This window comes from Bradyrhizobium sp. CB2312 (assembly GCF_029714425.1).
GTDB lineage: Bacteria > Pseudomonadota > Alphaproteobacteria > Rhizobiales > Xanthobacteraceae > Bradyrhizobium.
Genome location: NZ_CP121668.1, coordinates 9,208,974 through 9,226,573, shown reverse-complemented (window position 1 = coordinate 9,226,573; position 17,600 = coordinate 9,208,974). Strand labels below are relative to the sequence as shown.

The window sequence follows — 17,600 nt, the reverse complement described above, 5'->3', positions numbered from 1 at the left end:
AGCATGTCAGACCTATTCGACGTCAGTAAGGAAATCATCCTCGTAACAGGCGCGAGCCAGGGGCTGGGGCGGCAGTTTGCCCGGGTGCTGGCGGCGCATGGCGCCGCGGTCGCGCTCGCGGCGCGACAGGCCGACAAGCTGAAGAGCCTGGAGGACGAGATCCGCGGCAAGGGCGGCCGCGCCGCCGCGGTCGCGCTCGACGTCACCGACACCGCATCGATCGCGAAAGCGGTGGATGCCGCAGAAGCGGCGCTCGGCCCGGTCACGGTGCTGATCAACAATGCCGGCATCGCCATCGAGAAGCTCGCGACCGAGCAGACCGAATCCGATTGGGACGCGGTGATCGGCGCCAATCTCAAGGGCGCCTATTTTCTCGCGACCGAGATCGCGCGCCGCATGATCGCGCGCAAGCAGTCAGGTAACATCGTCAACATCGCCTCCGTGCTCGGCACCGGCGTGCTCAAGGCGGTCTCGCCCTACGCGATCTCCAAGGCCGGCATCATCCAGGCGACGAAAGCGATGGCGCTGGAGCTCGCCGGCCAGAACATCCGCATCAACGCGCTCGCGCCCGGCTACATCGACACCGAGATGAACCACGCCTTCTGGTCGACGCCGGCGGGCGAGCGCCTCGCCAAACGCATCCCCCAGCGCCGCGTCGGCGCCGAGTCCGATCTCGACGGCGCCATCCTGCTGCTGGCCTCGCAGGCGTCGCGGTACATGACGGGGAGTGTGGTGACGGTGGATGGCGGGTTCTTGTTGAATTGAGCTTGTCTTCGCCTCTCCCCGCGTGCGGGGAGAGGCCGGAATTTGCGAGAGCAAATTCCGGGTGAGGGGGAGTCTCCGCGAGTGCAGCTGGTTGAGACAAGCACCGCTCTATCCACATCGTCATTGCGAGCGCAGCGAAGCAATCCAGAGTCGGGATTCTGGATTGCTTCGCTGCGCTCGCAATGACGAAGAGGAGGCGATGCTACCGCCTCTCCGCACCTATCATATCCGCCGCCTTCTCCCCGATCATGATGGTCGGCGCATTGGTGTTGCCGCCGATCAGCGTCGGCATGATCGAGGCATCGACGACGCGCAAGCCTTGCACACCGTGCACCTTCAGCGTCGGATCGACCACGGCCATCGCGTCCGCGCCCATCTTGCAGGTGCCGACCGGGTGATAGACGGTGTCGACGCGATTGCGCAGGATGGCGCGGATGTCGTCGTCGGTTCGCACGTCGGACGTGAACATGTCCTTCTTCTGCAAGGCGCGCAGCGCCGGCGTCTCCATCAGCCGTCGCGTGGTCTTGAAGCCGGCGACCATCGCTTCGAGATCCCAGTCCTCGCCGAGGAAATTCGGATCGATCATTGGAGCAGCCAGCGGATCGGCGTTCTTCAGCCATACGCTGCCGCGGCTTTTCGGCCTGAGCAGGCAGACATGGCATGAGAACCCTGCCTCCTTGTGCTTCTTGCGGCCGTGATCGTCGAGCATCGCGATGACGAAGTGCAACTGGATGTCTGGCACGTCGAGGTGGCCCTGCGTCTTCAGGAAGCCGCCGCATTCGGCGAAATTCGTGGTCATCAGGCCGCGCCGCTCGCGGCGATAGCGCTGGATGGCGCGGAGCAGGGACGGCAGCCGGCCGAGCGACGAGTGAACGAAGTGCGGATAATCTGAGGCGTAGACGAATACGAAATCCGGATGGTCCTGCAGATTGCGCCCGACACCCGGCAGGTGATGGGTGACGCCGATGCCGTGCGCGCGGAGCGCCTCGCCATCGCCGATGCCCGACAGCATCAACAGCTGCGGCGACTGGAAGGCGCCGGCGGCGAGGATCACCTCGCGGCGGGCGCGCAGCTGCTTCTTTTGCTTGCCCTGCACATATTCGACGCCGACCGCGCGCTTGCCCTCGAACAAAATGCGCGTGGCATGCGCCGCCGTCTCGACCCGCAAATTCGTGCGCTTGTCGATGTGGGGCTGCAGATAGGCGCGGGCCGCGCTCCAGCGCTCGCCATTGTGCTGCGTCACCTGATAGCTGCCGAGCCCTTCATGGTCCGCTTCATTGAAGTCGTCGCGGATGCGGAACTGCGCCTCGCGCGCGGCCTGATGGAAGACCTGATGGATCGGATTGTCCGAGCGCAGCCTGTTGACATGCAGCGGGCCGCCCTTGCCGTGATACTCGCCGTCGAAATCGCGGTTGTTCTCCGCGCGCTTGAAGTAGGGCAGCACGTCCGCGTACGACCAGCCGGCATTGCCGAGCGAGGCCCAGTGGTCGTAGTCCCATTTGTGGCCGCGGATGTAGACCATGGCATTGATTGCCGAGGACCCGCCGAGGCCCTTGCCGCGCGGCTGATAGCCGATACGGCCGTTCAATCCCTTCTGCGGCACGGTATCGAAGGCCCAGTTGGCCGCGCGGTAGGGCAGAGCGAGCCCGAACGGCGTGGTGATCCGCCAAGTGTCGTTGCGCCCGCCGGCATCGAGCAGCGCCACGGATGTCGCCGCATCCTCCGACAGCCGTCCTGCCACGGTGCAGCCGCCGGAGCCCGCGCCCACGACGACGAAATCGAATGTGTCGGTCAATTGTGCTTCCCCCTTGCGAGTCTTTGTTGTTGGCCGTCATTCCGGGGCTCGCGCTGCGCGCGCCCCGGAATGACGGCAGCCTCTCCAGCCGCCCGATCCTGGTCCCATCGGGCGGGGGCAGGTCAGCGGGTGGTCTACGGCATTCGCCCCGTTATCTTGTTGCCGCAAGCTCGCCCGTTGTGGAACTTCTGGCAAGAGCGCGCCAAACCGGTCGAAAACCGGCTCACCGCGTTGTCATAAAGTCGAAAAAAACGTCCCGGCGGCCCTTTCCAAAGCCACCCCGCCTTGATACATACGCCTCGCACCCGACGGGCTTTGCCCCGGGGTTGCCTTCCAAGGAAGCCTTTGGGACGGACGACAAGCCACGCGAACAGCGCCGGCCTTACCCCTTCGTCCCCGGGATTTTGCTGAAGGCGCGCAACGGTTTAACGCGGGGTGGAGCAGCCCGGTAGCTCGTCAGGCTCATAACCTGAAGGTCATAGGTTCAAATCCTATCCCCGCAACCAAATTCGGATTGACCGGATCCGATACGAAAATGGCCCGCGCAACGCGGGCCATTTTTGTTTTGGCGGAACGATCGTCGGGCGTTGCGGGCAGGCGCAGCAAAGGCGGGGATCGGCTATGCGCGTTCGCCTTGAACTCCCAAGAGCCCGGCGAGGCCAAGCATGACCGGGGTGAGAGCCAGACTGCCCCATCCCATCGCATTCACGCCCCAGCGCGTCACCACCCAGCCGCCGACCAACGCCCCGAGCGCGATTCCGAGATTGGCGGCCGAGATGTTCATCGCCATCGCAAATGCCGGCATGGACCGTCCGGTCAGCGTGACGCGCACCTGGCACAGCGTCACGCAGGCGGTGTGCGCCATACCCCAGATGCCGATCACGACAAGACGCAACAGGGGGGCGTCCACGAGCGAAAGCGCAAGTGCCGCAAGCGTCACCACGATGACCGCCAGTGCAGTGGCTGACAGCGGCGCCTGGTCCGCCACGCGGCCGGCCGCGGCGTTGCCGAGCAGGCCCGCGGCCCCGAATTCCAGGAGAACCAGCGCGATCTGCCAATTGGAGAAACCCGCTCGCTCCGCGAACCAGGCCGTCAGATAGGTGTAGGCCGAAAACATCGCGGCGAACACCGCGATGGACAGCATCAGGTGCATCACGAACCGCGGTTCGCACACAAGGCGCCACGCCTGCTCCGCGCGAGGCGCGCTATTCCCGCTGATACGCGGCAGGCCCAGTGCCACCAGTCCCGCTGCCGCCACGGCGAACACGATGAGCGCGACGAAGGATGGTGTCCATAGGCCGCCCTCGGCCAACGCGACGCCGGCGGGCAAGGCGCAGACCACGCCGACTGCAAAGCCGGTATTGGCGCGCGCCAGGGATCGGCCGCGTCGTTCCGGTGGCGACAACCGGCTGACGATCTCGGCGCCGACTCCAATGAACACCGGCAACGCTGCGCCCTGGATCATGCGCACCGTCAGCATCGTGCCGAAGCTTGGCTGCAGCAGGACCGCGAGATTGGCTGTGGCGAACAGCAGCAGGGTGCCGATCAGGACATTCCGTGGCGACATCCGTGCCGTGGCGAGCGTCAGCGGCGGTCCGAGCAGGGAGGCTGAGAGCGCGAAGGCCCCGACCAGGCGTCCGGCTACGGCGAGCGACACACCGAAATCCCGGCTCAGGACCGGCAGCAGACCCATGACGATGAACTCGGTCGCGACGACAATGGCGCTTGCCGTCGCCACGACCAGGAGCGCGAGCGGGAGTTCGCGCGCCTCGGTCACACTGGAGTTCGTCACGCGTTGGCGCCGCCGTCAATCGTCAGGCCGGTGCCATTGATCGAGCGCGCCTGCGGTCCGGCCACGTACGCAACCAGCGCAGCAACGTCCTCGGCCTTGCCGTATTGCGGGATCGCCATGCGCGAGCGTTGGCCTTCGGCCTGCGTGCCGTTGGCTGGGTTCATGTCGGTATCGGTCGAGCCCGGGTGCACGATGTTGACGGTGATGCCGCGGCCGCCGAGATCGCGCGCGAGACCTTGCGTCCAAGCGATCAGGGCCGACTTGCTCATGGAATAAAGGCTCATGCCGGGGGCAGGCACCTGCGTCGCGAGATTGCTGCCGATCGAGATGATGCGCCCGCCATCGCCCATATGTGCGAGCGCGGCTTGCGATGCCACGACCACTGCTCGAACATTCACCGCGAGCGTCGCGTCGACGTCTTCGATAGTCATCGTCTCGATGGGGCCGCCTCTGAAGATTCCGGCATTGTTGACCAGGATGTCCAGGCCGCCGAACGCCTCCGCGGCCTGATCCACCGCCGCCTTGACGGCGGCGGCATCGGCGCTGTCGGCCTTGATGGCGAGCCCCCGTCGTCCGAGTTTTTCGATCTCCGCAACCACCGCTTGCGCCCTGTCGGCCGAACGCTCGTAGGTGAAGGCAACATCGGCGCCGTCGGAGGCGAGGCGTTTGGCGATTGCAGCGCCGATCCCGCGGCTGCCGCCGGTGACCAGAGCCCGTTTTCCTCGGAGTGCGGTCATGGAGTTTCTCCTATTTATGTAACGATCGACATAAAAATAGCGATGGTTGCGCCGAACCGTCAAGTGAATTATTTTATCGATCGACACAGAAATCGAGCGGACGGAATGGAACGAGGTCGGCCCCGGAGTTTTGACAAGGAAGTCGCGCTCAAGCGCGCCATGGAAATGTTTTGGGCCAAAGGTTATGAAGGCGCCTCGATGGCCGATCTCACCGCTGCCATGGGAATTGCCTCGCCAAGCATCTACGCCGCCTTCGGCTGCAAGGAGGAACTGTTCCGACAGGCGCTGCAATATTACGTGGCCACCGAAGGGCCCGAGATCTGGAATGGGGTCAGGCAGGCGCCCACCGCCTTTGAGGCAATCGAAAGCTTTCTCATGCAGACCGCGCGGGCCTTCACACGGCGGAGCCGGCCGCCGGGGTGCCTCGTCGTGCTGGCAGCGCTGCACGCCACTGACCAGTCGGAAATGGTGCGGCGCGAATTGATCGCGATGCGGGCCAAGACCGTTGAAGATTTACGACAGCGTCTGGCACAGGGCGTTGCATCTGGCGAGATCTCGCCTAAGGCCGATCTCGCTGCCATTGCCAGATACTATGTAACCGTCCAACAGGGCATGTCGATCCAGGCGCGCGACGGCGCTAGCCGTCGGGACCTGGAGCATATTGCGGGCGCTGCGCTCGCCGCCTGGAAGTCGCTCACCGGTGCGTCTGACTAGCTTAGCGATCAGTCAAATATCAAAACTTAGCTATCGGGTAGCGTCGCGATGACCGCTCCATATGAGGCCGAGCGCTCCTTTAGACATCATGCAAACGGCCACGATCAGCGAACGTCGCTATCGGTGGTTGCGCCTCCCCGCGACCAAGGACACAATAAGTCCTCCAAACCGTTTCGATTTCGGGGGCTTTTGCATTCTAATGCGCCCCGAACTTGCGACCGACGCTGACGCCACCGTCGCGCCATCATGACCATGAGCCATCCCATGACCGAGATCGAGCTTGTCAACGTGTTCACCCACTTAGGCGCCGGTGGCAATCCATGTCCCATCGTGATCGATGCGTCGCATCTTGCAGGTGAGGGGATGCAGGCGGTGGCGCGGCACTTTGGGCATGAATCGGGTTTCGTCCTGCCGGCGTCAGGTCCCGAGTCCGACTATGTCTTCCGGTTCTGGGTGCCGCGGCACGAGATGGAGATGTGCGGCCACGCGACGATCGGCGCGCTGTGGGTGCTTGCGACCAAGGGGCGCCTGCCCGGCGAGCAGGTTCGCATCGAGACGCGCAGTGGGCCGGTGACGGGCTATGTCGATGGCGCCGGCTCAGGCGAGCCATCTGTCGAGATCAGCCAGCCGGCCGGCAAGGTCGTCGATCTCTCGCGTGCCGACGAGGAGGACGTGCTGTCGGCGCTGAAGCTGTCACGCAGCGATCTGCTCGACCTGCCGATCCAGAACGCCGTCACGTCGCGCGTGAAGACGTTGATCCCGATGAAAGGCGTCCGCGAGCTCAACGCGCTGGTGCCGGCGCCTGCGCAGATCGAGGCGTGCTGCGGTCGGATTGGATCCACCGGCCTTTATCCCTATGCCATCGAGCAGCAGGGCGAACGACGTTTCGAGGCGCGGCAATTCCCGAAATCGTCGGGCTACCCGGAAGATGCGGCCACGGGTATCGCCGCGGCCGCGCTCGCGTTCGGACTGCTCAGGAACGGCCTTGTGGAGCGCAACAGCGAGCGGATCACCATCATGCAGGGACGGGCGATGGGAGCCCTGTCCGAGATCGGGGTGCGCCTCGGCTTCGCCGGCGACAGGCCTGTCGGCTGTCTGCTCGGCGGCTCCGTCACGCGCGCGGAGACGCATGTCTTGCAGCCCTGAGAGGCTGGGCTGGAGCATGATCGCGGCAACATGCCGTGCTTGAGGCCCGCGCCGCTCAGAACTTCGTAATCCGCTTCCCGTCCGCCCCGACCAGCGTCGACGGGGCCTCGCCGAACACCAGGCTGTCAGGCTGAAACTTGATCGTCTTGCCGCCCTCGACGAACTCCGCAAAATTGCGCGGCGTCGCCGAGTGCACGCCGTTGTCCAGGAAGTCGGTGGTCTCGTAGCAGGTGTCGGGCTTGCCGCCGGATCCTTCGCTCAGGAATTTCTGGAAATTCTGGCTCGTCACCTTGGCCTTCTTGCGGGCCGACCAGTTGGTGTAGCGGCGGTAGAGCTTTGGCAGGATCACCGGGCCCTTGTCGGTCGCGAGCACACTGGTCTCGTTCTTTTTCGGCTCGATCAGGTCGAAGTCGAACGCCCCTATCGTCTTGGCGAGATGCTTCCAGACCGGCAGCTTCTTTCCCCGCGCGGTCTTGGTGAGGGCGAGGAAGGCCTTGATCTCGTCGTCGTTCATCGACGAATAGAACGTCGGATAGGCAAAGCCCTGCTCGACCAGCCAGTGGTTGATGTCGACCTTGTTGCCGCTGACCGTCACCTCGATGTCGCCGACCAGCCGGCCATAGGTGTCGAACACCTCGTTCGGCGTATCGACATGGGTGAACACCCGGCAGGCGAGCGCCGCTTCGCCGGGGCCAGAGAGGAAATCATGCAGCGCCTTGCTCGCGGTGGCGCCGAGGAATTGCCGGTAGGAATGGGTGACCTCGTGATAGGCCTGCTTCTTGGCATCCGGCAGCCCCTTCTTCTCGGCGGCCGAGAGCGGCGACGGCATATAGTGCAGCTCGGGCGCATCGACGCCCTGGAGGCGAATGGTGAGCTTGCCGTTCTTGATCGGCGGTGTCGCGGTGCGGCCCTTGACCTTGGCGTTGTCGAAGACATGGGTCGGATGGAATGGCGCCGTGTCGCTCTTGCGGAAGCGGATCGCGTCGGGCGCGACGTTCACGATCACCTTTGTGGTGTCGGCGTCCGACCGGCCCTCCGGCCAGAACTGGCTGACATCGATGGTGCCTTCGACTTCCAGCAGTCCAACGGGCATCGGCCGCTCCTCCCCATGAGCGCGTCGGTCGCTTCGACACCGCGACGCGCGCGCACAATCGGCAGACAACGGATCATCTTCATGCGACAGGCCCGTGACGGCAGACGGGACAGGCGCGACACGTTGTTGGGCGACCCTGTAGAGGGGTTGGCCGCCAGGGCGGCCGCCCGCCGCTTGTGCGGCGCAAGGCGGAAGCTGCCGCGACGGCGGCGGCCGTGTCCACAAAATCCCTTGCGCGGGCCTCAAGGTCGGCTACCGTTGGTACGCTAGCCGCAGGGTTAGGTGACGTATTGATCGCGATTTTTTAGCATCCGATTTTTCGGCGCCGCGACGGCGCGACGCCCAGCAAGCGAGGCGGGGCCATGATCACACGGGACCAGTCAGCTCTGTTGGCGCCGGTCGAGCGCGACCTGCGGCTCGATCTGTTTCGCGGCATCGGGCTGTGGATGATTTTCCTCGACCACATCCCGCACGACGTCGTGGCCTGGCTGACCTTGCGCAATTACGGCTTCAGCGACGCCGCCGAGTTCTTCGTCTTCATCTCGGGCTACCTCGTCGGCTGGATCTACGGGCCGATCGTTGCGGGCGGCTGGTTTCTCGCCGCCGTCAAGCGGCTGTGGCGGCGCGCGGCCGAGATGTATGTCGCCCACATCATGCTGTTCCTGCTGTTCACGGCGCAGATCGCGCGCACCGCGCGCCGCTTCGACAATCCGATGTACGAGCACGAGTTCAACGTGTTCAATTTCCTCGCGCATCCGGACGAGCTGATCGGGCAGGCGATCGTGCTCAAGTACAAGCCGGTCAATCTCGACGTGCTGCCGCTCTACATCACGCTGGTGTTCGCCTCGCCCTTCATCGTCTGGTGCCTGGTGCGCCGGCCGACCCTGACGCTCGCCGCGTCCGTCGTGCTCTATCTGCTGTCGCGCTGGTTCGATTGGAACGTCGCCTCCTATCCGCCCGGCACGACCTGGTACTTCAACCCGTTCTGCTGGCAGCTGATGTTCGTGTTCGCGGCCTGGTGCGGCATCGGCCAGATCGAGAGGATCGCGACCTTGGTGTGGTCCAGGGCCGCGATGGCGCTGGCGGCGGCCTGGCTGGTGTTCGCGTTCCTGATCGTGATGACCTGGCACATCCCCGCGCTCGAGGCCTTGATCCCGAAATGGATGATCAAGCTGATCTACCCGATCGACAAGACCGATCTCGACATGCTGCGCTTCACCCATTTTCTGGCGCTGGCGATCTGGGTGACCCATTTCGTCCCGCGCAAATGGCGGGCGCTGCACGCGCCCGGGCTGCGCCCCGTGATCCTCTGCGGCCAGCACTCGCTGCCGATCTTCTGCCTGGGGGTGTTCCTGTCGTTCTCCGCGCATTGGATCCTGACCCAGTACACCAAGGGCGTCTGGGAGCAGCTTGCCGTTTCCGTCGTCGGCATCGTCATCATGATCGGCGCGGCCTGGCTGCTCGACCGCGCCGGGCGGGTGCCCAACCTGTTCGTGAAGGTGACGGAGGTCGAGGAGGCCGACATCGACTTGGACAGGGCGTCGGCCGCGACGCCCGCAGCCCGTTGATGCAATCGCCAGCCCGTATTCTCGTGGAGAGGGCCATGTTCAGACCTGTGTTGACGATCGCCGGCGTCCTCCTGCTCCTGGTCTGCGGGGCCTCCGCGCAAGCGCCCTCGCCGGAGGCGATGAGCGCGGCTCGCAAGCTCGTGGTCACTCTGAAGATCGCGGATCAGTATCGCGCGCAGCTGCCGCAGCTGCTGCTCAAGCTCCGCCCCGTGGTCGCGCAGGACAGGCCGGAGATCGAGCGCGACTACGACGCGCTGACGGCGCCGGGCTCGGAGATCTATGCTCCGTTCGTTGCGTCCATGATCGACCAGATCGCAACGCTCTATGCCCAAAGCTTCACGGTGGACGAGCTGCGCCAGATCGAAGCCTTTTACGCCCAGCCAGCCGGCAAGAAGTTTCTGGAGAAGTCGGATGCACTGGCGCAGGCGAGCGCGCAAATTAGCCAGGACGTCAGCCAGAAGGCCGCCGACGAATTGAAGCAGCGCCTGATCGAGGCGCTGCGCCAGAAGGGGCACAAGCTCTGAGTGCGGGGAGGGCGCGCGCGAGGATGCTTCGCGCCCGCCCGCCTCACTTCACCAGCGGGCAGCCGCCGTCCTTCAGCGGCCGGAAGGCCTGGTCGGCCGGCACCTCAGCGAGCAGCTTGTAATAGTCCCACGGGCCTTTCGACTCCTCGGGCTTCTTCACCTGGAACAGGAACATACTGTGCACCATGCGGCCGTCCTCGCGCAGGATGCCGTTGTCGGTGAAGGCATCCTTCACCGGCAGCTCGCGCATCTTCGCCATCACCGTCTTGGTGTCCTTGGTGCCGGCGGCCTGCACGGCCTTGAGGTAATGCAGGGTCGCGCTATAGGTCGCGGCCTGGTTCATCGTCGGCATCCGCTTGACGCGCTCGAGGAAGCGTTTGCCGAAGGCGCGGGTCTTGTCGTTGAGGTCCCAGTAATAGGCCTCGGTGATGATCAGTCCCTGCGCGAGCTTCAGCCCCAGGCTGTGCACGTCGGAGATGAACATCACGATCGCGGCGAGGTTCTGGCCGCCGGCGACGATGCCGAACTCGCCGGCCTGCTTGATCGCGTTGATGGTGTCACCGCCGCCATTGGCAAGCCCGATGATCTTGGCCTTGGAGGCCTGGGCCTGCAGCAGGAAGGAGGAGAAGTCCGCCGTGTTGAGCGGATGCTTGACGCTGCCGAGCACCTTGCCGCCCGCCGCCTTCACGACGTCGCCGGTATCGCGCTCGACCGAATGGCCGAACACGTAGTCGGCGGTGAGGAAGAACCAGGTGTCGCCGCCGTTCTTGACGATGGCGCTGCCGACCGTGTGCGCATTGGCATAGGTATCGTAGGTCCAGTGCGCGGTGTAGGGAGAGCACGACTTTCCGGTGATGTCGGAGCTCGCCGCATCGGTCACGATCATGATCTTCTCGTACTGCTTCGACAGCTCCATCACCGCAAGCGCGGTGGCCGAGGTCGGCAGGTCGATGATCATGTCGACGCCCTCGGTCTCCCACCATTTGCGCGCGATGGTGGAGGCGACGTCTGCCTTGTTCAGCACGTCGGCCGAGACCATGTCGATCGGCTTGCCGAACATCTGCCCACCGAAATCCTCGATCGCCATCTTGGTGGCTTCGACATTCCCCTGACCGCCGATGTCGGAATAGACCGAGGAGAAGTCGGAGAGCACGCCGATCTTGAGTGGCGTCTGCTGGGCGGAAGATGGACTAGCAAAGCACGCAAGAAGCAATCCGGCCGCGAGCACGGCGCGAGTATTCCGGTACATGAACATTCCCCCTTTTATGTTTATGATTGGTGCGCAGCCTAGATTTGCTCCGACCAGGCGTCAAATCTTGCGTGATGGCGCCAGTCCACCGGCCGATTTGACGCGCACGTTGGCCCCCTCTACGCTTCTCGCAAACTCAAAAGTGCGCGCGTGCCAGGACCTGACGAGCGTCAAGGTTGGCATCTGCGCAAATCGTAGAGCTCAGGGGAAACGAAAATGTCGAGCGACACCGCAGCCACCATCTCGAAAGCGCGCGAGCATTCCATCGGCGATCTCTTGCGCCGCTCGGCGGGCCGCGAGCCGAACAAGCTCGCGGTGAGCTGCGGCAGCTTGAGCTGGACCTTCGCCGAGATGGACGCGATCTGCAATCGGCTCGGCCGCGGCCTGCTGGGGCTCGGCGTCGGGAAGGGCGATCGTGTTGCGGTGCTGTCGCGCAACTCGCATGCCTTCGCCGCGCTGCGCTTTGCGGCGGCGCGGATCGGCGCGGTGCTGGTGCCGATCAACTTCATGCTCAATCCGGACGAGATCAACTTCATCCTGAAGAGCTCCGGCGCAAAGCTGCTCGCCACCGGGCCTGACTTCGTCGAGCCGGCGAAGGCCGCTTCGGCCAAGGATTGCGCCGTCGAGAAGATGATCTGGCTGCCGGGCGAGGATCCCGCCAGCGCGCCCGCCGGTCTCACCACCTTCGACGATCTGCTTCATGCCGATGGCTCGTTCCTCGAGGCCTCCGTCGACAGCCGAGATCTCGCGCAGATCGTCTACACTAGCGGCACCGAATCCCTGCCGAAGGGGGCGATGCTGACCCATGAAGCAGTGATGTGGCAGTATGTCAGCTGCATCATCGACGGCGGCATGAGCGTGGACGACAAGTTCCTGCACGCACTGCCGCTCTATCACTGCGCCCAGCTCGACGTCTTCCTTGGGCCGCAAATCTATCTCGGCGCTTCCGGCGTCATCACGGGCAAGCCGACCGCCGACAACATCCTGGCGCTGATCCAGGCCCACAGGATCACGTCCTTCTTCGCGCCGCCGACGATCTGGATCGCGATGCTGCGCTCGCCGAACTTCGACAAGACCGATCTGTCGACGCTTCAGAAGGGCTATTATGGCGCCTCGATCATGCCGGTGGAGGTGCTGCTCGAGCTGCAGCGCCGGCTGCCCAACGTCAAATTCTGGAACTTCTACGGCCAGACCGAGATCGCGCCGCTCGCGACCGTGCTGCGTCCCGAGGACCAGCTCCGCAAGGCGGGCTCGGCCGGCAAGCCCGTGCTCAATGTCGAGACGCGCGTGGTCAACACGTCGATGGAAGATGTGAAAGTCGGCGAGGTCGGGGAGATCGTGCACCGCTCGCCGCATCTGTTGTCGGGCTATTACAACGATCCCGTGAAAACGGCAGCAGCGTTCAGCGGCGGCTGGTTTCATTCCGGCGATCTCGCCACCGTTGACGCTGAAGGCCACATCACCGTGGTCGATCGCGTCAAGGACATGATCAAGACCGGCGGCGAGAACGTTGCGAGCCGCGAGGTCGAGGAGATGGTCTACCGTATCCCTGAGGTCTCCGAAGTCGCGGTCGTCGGCCTGCCCGATCCGCGCTGGATCGAGGCGGTGACTGCGATCGTCGTGGTCAAGACCGGCGAGACGCTGGATGAGGAGTCCGTCATCAAGCACTGCGCCGGCCAGATGGCGCATTTCAAGGTGCCCAAGCGCGTGATCTTCGTGGATGCCTTGCCGAAGAATCCGAGCGGCAAGCTGCTCAAGCGCGAGTTGCGCCAGCGCTTCGTCGGCAGCGAGACACTCGACAAGGCGGTCCAGAAGAGTTTTGGCACCTGAGGCGGAGCGCGTCCCATGAAGACCTGGCAGGTTGCGCGCGACTGGTCGATCGAGGGGATGGAGCTGGCTGATCTGCCAGAGCCGACGCCCGGCCCCGGCCAGGTCGCGGTGCGGATGAAGGCGGCATCGCTGAACTATCGCGATCTGCTCACGATCCAGGGCAAGGGCGGCGTCAGTAGATTGCCGCTGATCCCATTCTCGGATGGGGCCGGTGAAGTCATTGCGGTTGGCGAGGGCGTTACGCGCGTCGTGGTCGGCGATCGCGTTTGTCCGATGTTCTTTCAGTCCTGGATCGACGGAAAGGTGTCGGCGACCAGCCGGCGCTACGCGCTCGGCGGCACGCGGCCGGGCGTGCTGCAGGAGGTCATGGCGCTCGACGCCGAGGGCGTCAGCCGCATTCCTTCGCACCTGTCATTTCAGGAGGCCGCGACGCTGCCCTGCGCCGGGCTCACCGCCTGGCGCGCACTGTTCGAGGAAGCAGATGTAAAGCCCGGCGACACCGTGCTGGTGCAAGGCACCGGCGGCGTCTCGATCTTCGCGCTGCAATTCGCAAAGCTCGCCGGCGCGAGCGTGATCGTGACCTCGTCGAGCGACGACAAGCTCGAGCGTGCGAAGGCGCTCGGCGCCGACCACACCATCAACTACCGCTCGGTGCCTGAGTGGGGCAAGGCCGCGGCGGAGTGGACCGGCGGCGGCGTCGACCATGTCGTCGAGGTCGGCGGCAAAGACACGTTTGCGCAATCGCTGGAGGCGGCGCGGGTCGGCGGCACCATTCTGGTGATCGGCGTGCTCACGGGCTTTTCGCAGCAAATCGCGATCCCGACTTTGTTTGCCAAGAATTTGCATGTGAAAGGCCTTTCCGTCGGCAGCCGGCGTATGTTCGAAGGTATGACGGCTGCGATCCGACGCAACGGCACGAAGCCGGTGATCGATCGCGTGTTCGGTTTCGACGCCGTGTCCGATGCGCTGCGGCTGATGCAGCAGGGCGGCCACTTCGGCAAGATCGTGGTGGAGTTTCCCTAAGGCTTCTTCGCCTCAGTACTTCTTCACGTGCGTCCCGAACGCCAGCCACAGCGCCATCGACGCAAGGCCGAAGCTGCCGAGCAGCAGGAAGGTCGGACCGTAGCCGATCCATTGCGCGATCCAGCCGCCGAGCGCGGGGCTTAGGCTGGCACCGACGCCTTGCACGGTGATGACGGCGCCCTGGCCGAGATTGATGCGGCCGGTGCCGTCGAGCGAGCGTGCCACCATGCCGGGGACGGCGACAGTCTGAAGCCCGGTGCCGATGCCATCGAGCACCTGCATCGGCACCACGCCCCACCACCCCGTGACGAAGAAGGCGAGCACGCCGCGTATGGGTAGGAACATGAAGGACACCAGGATCACCGGCCAATAGTTGCGTTTGCCCGCGACCTGCATGGCGACCAGCGACGTCACGACCATGACGCCCTGCGCAATGACGACGGTGGTCGCAACGAAGCTCGGGCCATTGGCCTGTCCCTCAGCCACGGCCGCCAGGCCATAGAGCGGAACGATCGCAGCATTGCCGAGATGGAAGATGGCCAGCGCGAGCGCCAGCACCAGGAGCGGCTTGTGCTTGAGGAGGACGGACATGGCGTCCGGCGGGTTCTTGCTTTCGTCCTCCTTGCTGCCGCGGGCCTGGCGATCGTCGATGGCCTTGGCGGGAATCATCAGCACGCAGGCGATGGCGATCGCGCCGAACACCGCCGCCAGCACGAACACGGCGACATATCCGTATCTGTAGCCGAGATAGCCCGACAGCGCGGCGCCGACCATGTTGCCGGCGTGGTTGAAGGCCTGGTTGCGGCCGTTCAGCGCGTTGAAGCCTTTTTGCTTGGCGATGCCGAGCGTGATGCCGGTCACCGCCGGCACGATCGCAGCACTCGCCAGCGATTGCGCGACCTGCGAGAACGTCACCGCCCAGAAATTCTGCGAGAGCAGGATGATCGCGGACGCGAGCACCACGCAGATGCCGGGGATGACGACCCATAGCCGCTTGTTGCGGCTGGAATCGATGAAGCCGCCGATCGGCGTCGTGACCAGCATGCCCGCGACATTGCCGACCGTCAGCGCGGTCCCGATCAGCCCGGTCGCCCAGCCGCGCTCCTGCAGGAACACGCCGACGAACGGCCCGATGCCCGACTGCATGTCGGCCATGAAGAAATTGACTGCAAACAGCGGCCAGATGCGGGGTGGTGAGGAGCGTGATGTCATCGAGACGCTGAAATGTTCCTGCCGGTCGAGAGAGGTCTCGTGCAAAGCTGATCGTGATGACCGGCCGATTGCGCCGGCATGGACGAAAACGTAACCTGCGTTCACAGCGTTGGTTCCTCCCGCTTGCGGCTGCGGGACAATGTCGCGTCGCGCGATCTTTTTGGATCCTGACCATGCCTCTCTGGACCTGCGAAACCTGCGGCGCGCAATTTCCGGCCGGCGAAAAGCCGCCGGCGTCCTGTCCGATCTGCGAGGACGAACGGCAGTTCGTCGGCTGGAAAGGGCAGACCTTTCTCACGCGCGAAGCATTGGCTGACGGCCATCGCCTGGTCTGGCGCGACGATCTCGGCCTTACCGGCCTCGCGCTCGAGCCGAGCTTCGCCATCGGCCAGCGCGCGCTGCTGGTGCCGCTAACCGACGGCTGCCTGATGTGGGATTGCATTCCATTGGCGACGCCGGAGGCGGTCGCACAGGTGCGTTCGCTCGGCGGCCTGAAGGCGATCGCGATCTCGCATCCGCATTATTATGGCGCACTCGCCGACTGGAGCGAGGCCTTCGGCGGCGTGCCGGTCTATCTGCACGCGGATGATCGCCAATGGGTGACACGACCGCATCCCTCGATCGTGCACTGGACTGGCGATCAGCATCGCATCTCCGACGACGTGCTGCTGCTCCGCACCGGCGGTCATTTCGCCGGCGCCACCATGCTGCATTGGTCGCGCGGCGCAGACGGCAAGGGCGCGCTGCTCACCGGCGACATCGCGCAGGTGACGATGGACCGCCGCTTCGTCAGCTTCATGTACTCCTATCCCAACTACATGCCGCTCAATGCCGCCGCGGTGCGGCGCATTGCGGCCGCCGTCGCGCCGCTCGCCTTCGACCGCATCTACGGCGCCTGGTGGGGCCGCAACATCGCCGCAGGGGCCAAGGCCGCCTTTGCAGCCTCGGTGGAGCGGTACATCGCTGCCATCGCGTGAGCTGCGCGACGGCCGAAATCCCCGTTGCCTTGCTCTAATAAATGTACTACAAGTACAGTTATTAGGTGCGGCGCAACGATGCGTTTGCCGGTCCGGCACGATCGATGCATCGTTGCCTCGGCGGGCGCGTTCTGCGGCCGCGCGAGGGAGTTGGTCCATGACCGGGCAGCGCGACTACGAGATCTTTGAGGCTGGCGACGTCACGCTTCAGTCCGGTGCCATCTTCCCCGCGATGAAGCTCGCCTACAAGACCTATGGCACGCTCAACGCGGCCAAGGACAACGTCATCCTCTATCCGACCTCGTTCAGCGCCCAGCACTTCGACACCGAATGGCTGATCGGACCCGACGGCGTGCTCGATCCCACGCGCTATTTCATCATCATCCCCAACCTGTTCGGGAATGGCCTGTCGTCCTCGCCGTCGAACACCGCCGGCCCCTATCCTGCGATCACCTATCACGATGCAATCGCGGTCCAGCATCGTCTCCTCACCGAGCGCTTCGGCGTCACAAGGCTTGCTCTGGTCTATGGCTGGTCGATGGGCGGCATGCAGACCTATCACTGGGCGGCACTGCATCCCGACATGGTCGCGCGCGCCGCTGTGGTCTGCGGCAGCGCGCGCTGCGCGCCTTACAATCATGTCTTCCTCGAAAGCGTGAAGGCCGCACTATCAGCCGATCCCGCTTTCCGCGACGGCCGCTTCGTCGAGAAGCCGGTTGCCGGCTATCGCGCGATGGGACGCGTTTATGCCGGCTGGGCGATGTCGCACGGCTTCTATCGCGACGAGCTCTGGCGCGAGGCCGGCTTCACCTCGCTCGAGGATTATCTCGCCCGCAACTGGGACACGACCTTCGCCCGCCGCGACGCCAACGATCTGTTGGCGCAGGCCGGCATCTGGCAGCGCGGCGACATCAGCGCATGCGCGGCGTTCGGCGGCGATCTCGACCGGGCGCTGGCCGCGATCAGTGCGCATATGCTGCTGATGCCGGGCGCGACCGACCGCTATTTCGACGCGCGCGACAATGAGGCCGAGCTTCCCAAGCTCGTCAACGCCAAATCGGCGGTGCTGCATCCGATCCCTTCGCAGCACGGCCATCGCGCCGGCAACCCCGTCAATAATCCGCGCGACACGGCCTTTCTCAAGGCCGAGGTCGCGGCGCTGCTCAGCAAGTAAG

Annotated in this window: 15 protein-coding genes and 1 tRNA gene; 10 read left to right on the top strand and 6 right to left on the bottom strand. The window is 64.7% G+C overall.

Features of this window, described 5'->3' with window-relative positions; genetic code table 11:
- The first annotated feature begins 3 nt into the window (after positions 1–3).
- Positions 4–765, top strand: a complete 762-nt coding sequence (locus QA642_RS43990; protein ID WP_283082380.1) for an SDR family NAD(P)-dependent oxidoreductase — start codon at positions 4–6, stop codon at positions 763–765.
- Between the two features lie 202 nt (positions 766–967).
- Here QA642_RS43990 and QA642_RS43985 read toward each other — a convergent pair whose 3' ends face one another.
- Entirely contained in the window at positions 968–2,560 is a 1,593-nt protein-coding gene (locus QA642_RS43985) for a choline dehydrogenase (protein WP_283082379.1), read from the bottom strand.
- A gap of 429 nt (positions 2,561–2,989) precedes the next feature.
- Between QA642_RS43985 and QA642_RS43980 the strand changes: the two genes are divergently transcribed.
- A tRNA-Met gene (locus tag QA642_RS43980) sits at positions 2,990–3,066 on the top strand.
- 113 nt (positions 3,067–3,179) lie between these two features.
- Here QA642_RS43980 and QA642_RS43975 read toward each other — a convergent pair.
- Complete coding sequence (locus QA642_RS43975) at positions 3,180–4,352, bottom strand: MFS transporter (RefSeq protein WP_283082378.1); 1,173 nt, start codon at positions 4,350–4,352, stop codon at positions 3,180–3,182.
- Positions 4,349–5,089 (bottom strand): SDR family NAD(P)-dependent oxidoreductase, encoded by a 741-nt coding sequence (locus tag QA642_RS43970; protein WP_283082377.1) that lies wholly within the window; start codon positions 5,087–5,089, stop codon positions 4,349–4,351. The genes QA642_RS43975 and QA642_RS43970 overlap by 4 nt, the downstream gene beginning before the upstream one ends.
- Before the next feature lie 42 nt (positions 5,090–5,131).
- Here QA642_RS43970 and QA642_RS43965 point away from each other — a divergent pair, with 42 nt between their 5' ends.
- On the top strand, positions 5,132–5,803 hold the full coding sequence (locus tag QA642_RS43965; protein ID WP_283082376.1) for a TetR/AcrR family transcriptional regulator: 672 nt from the start codon (positions 5,132–5,134) through the stop codon (positions 5,801–5,803).
- Between the two features lie 264 nt (positions 5,804–6,067).
- Positions 6,068–6,949 carry a PhzF family phenazine biosynthesis isomerase gene (locus QA642_RS43960; protein WP_283082375.1) on the top strand — a complete coding sequence of 294 codons (882 nt, stop codon included), beginning with the start codon at positions 6,068–6,070 and terminating at the stop codon, positions 6,947–6,949.
- 55 nt (positions 6,950–7,004) lie between these two features.
- Here QA642_RS43960 and QA642_RS43955 read toward each other — a convergent pair whose 3' ends face one another.
- Positions 7,005–8,042, bottom strand: coding sequence for a thermonuclease family protein (locus QA642_RS43955; RefSeq protein ID WP_283082374.1), 1,038 nt, complete (start codon positions 8,040–8,042; stop codon positions 7,005–7,007).
- Between the two features lie 362 nt (positions 8,043–8,404).
- Here QA642_RS43955 and QA642_RS43950 point away from each other — a divergent pair, with 362 nt between their 5' ends.
- Together QA642_RS43950 and QA642_RS43945 are read left to right on the top strand one after the other, a co-directional pair.
- A complete protein-coding gene (locus QA642_RS43950; RefSeq protein ID WP_283082373.1) occupies positions 8,405–9,610 on the top strand; it encodes an OpgC domain-containing protein in 1,206 nt (401 codons plus the stop codon).
- 35 nt (positions 9,611–9,645) lie between these two features.
- A complete protein-coding gene (locus QA642_RS43945) occupies positions 9,646–10,134 on the top strand; it encodes a DUF2059 domain-containing protein (RefSeq protein ID WP_283082372.1) in 489 nt (162 codons plus the stop codon).
- Between the two features lie 43 nt (positions 10,135–10,177).
- Here QA642_RS43945 and QA642_RS43940 read toward each other — a convergent pair whose 3' ends face one another.
- A complete protein-coding gene (locus QA642_RS43940) occupies positions 10,178–11,383 on the bottom strand; it encodes an ABC transporter substrate-binding protein (RefSeq protein WP_283082371.1) in 1,206 nt (401 codons plus the stop codon).
- Between the two features lie 216 nt (positions 11,384–11,599).
- On the opposite strand from QA642_RS43940, the gene QA642_RS43935 reads away from it, so the two are divergent.
- A complete protein-coding gene (locus QA642_RS43935; protein ID WP_283082370.1) occupies positions 11,600–13,213 on the top strand; it encodes an acyl-CoA synthetase in 1,614 nt (537 codons plus the stop codon).
- Between the two features lie 15 nt (positions 13,214–13,228).
- Positions 13,229–14,236 carry an NAD(P)-dependent alcohol dehydrogenase gene (locus QA642_RS43930; protein WP_283082369.1) on the top strand — a complete coding sequence of 336 codons (1,008 nt, stop codon included), beginning with the start codon at positions 13,229–13,231 and terminating at the stop codon, positions 14,234–14,236.
- A gap of 12 nt (positions 14,237–14,248) precedes the next feature.
- Here QA642_RS43930 and QA642_RS43925 read toward each other — a convergent pair whose 3' ends face one another.
- Positions 14,249–15,448, bottom strand: coding sequence for an MFS transporter (locus tag QA642_RS43925; protein WP_283082368.1), 1,200 nt, complete (start codon positions 15,446–15,448; stop codon positions 14,249–14,251).
- A 173-nt stretch (positions 15,449–15,621) separates the two neighbouring features.
- Between QA642_RS43925 and QA642_RS43920 the strand changes: the two genes are divergently transcribed.
- Together QA642_RS43920 and QA642_RS43915 are read left to right on the top strand one after the other, a co-directional pair.
- On the top strand, positions 15,622–16,425 hold the full coding sequence (locus QA642_RS43920; RefSeq protein WP_283082367.1) for an MBL fold metallo-hydrolase: 804 nt from the start codon (positions 15,622–15,624) through the stop codon (positions 16,423–16,425).
- Between the two features lie 157 nt (positions 16,426–16,582).
- On the top strand, positions 16,583–17,599 hold the full coding sequence (locus tag QA642_RS43915; protein ID WP_283082366.1) for an alpha/beta fold hydrolase: 1,017 nt from the start codon (positions 16,583–16,585) through the stop codon (positions 17,597–17,599).
- Position 17,600: the final 1 nt, after the last annotated feature.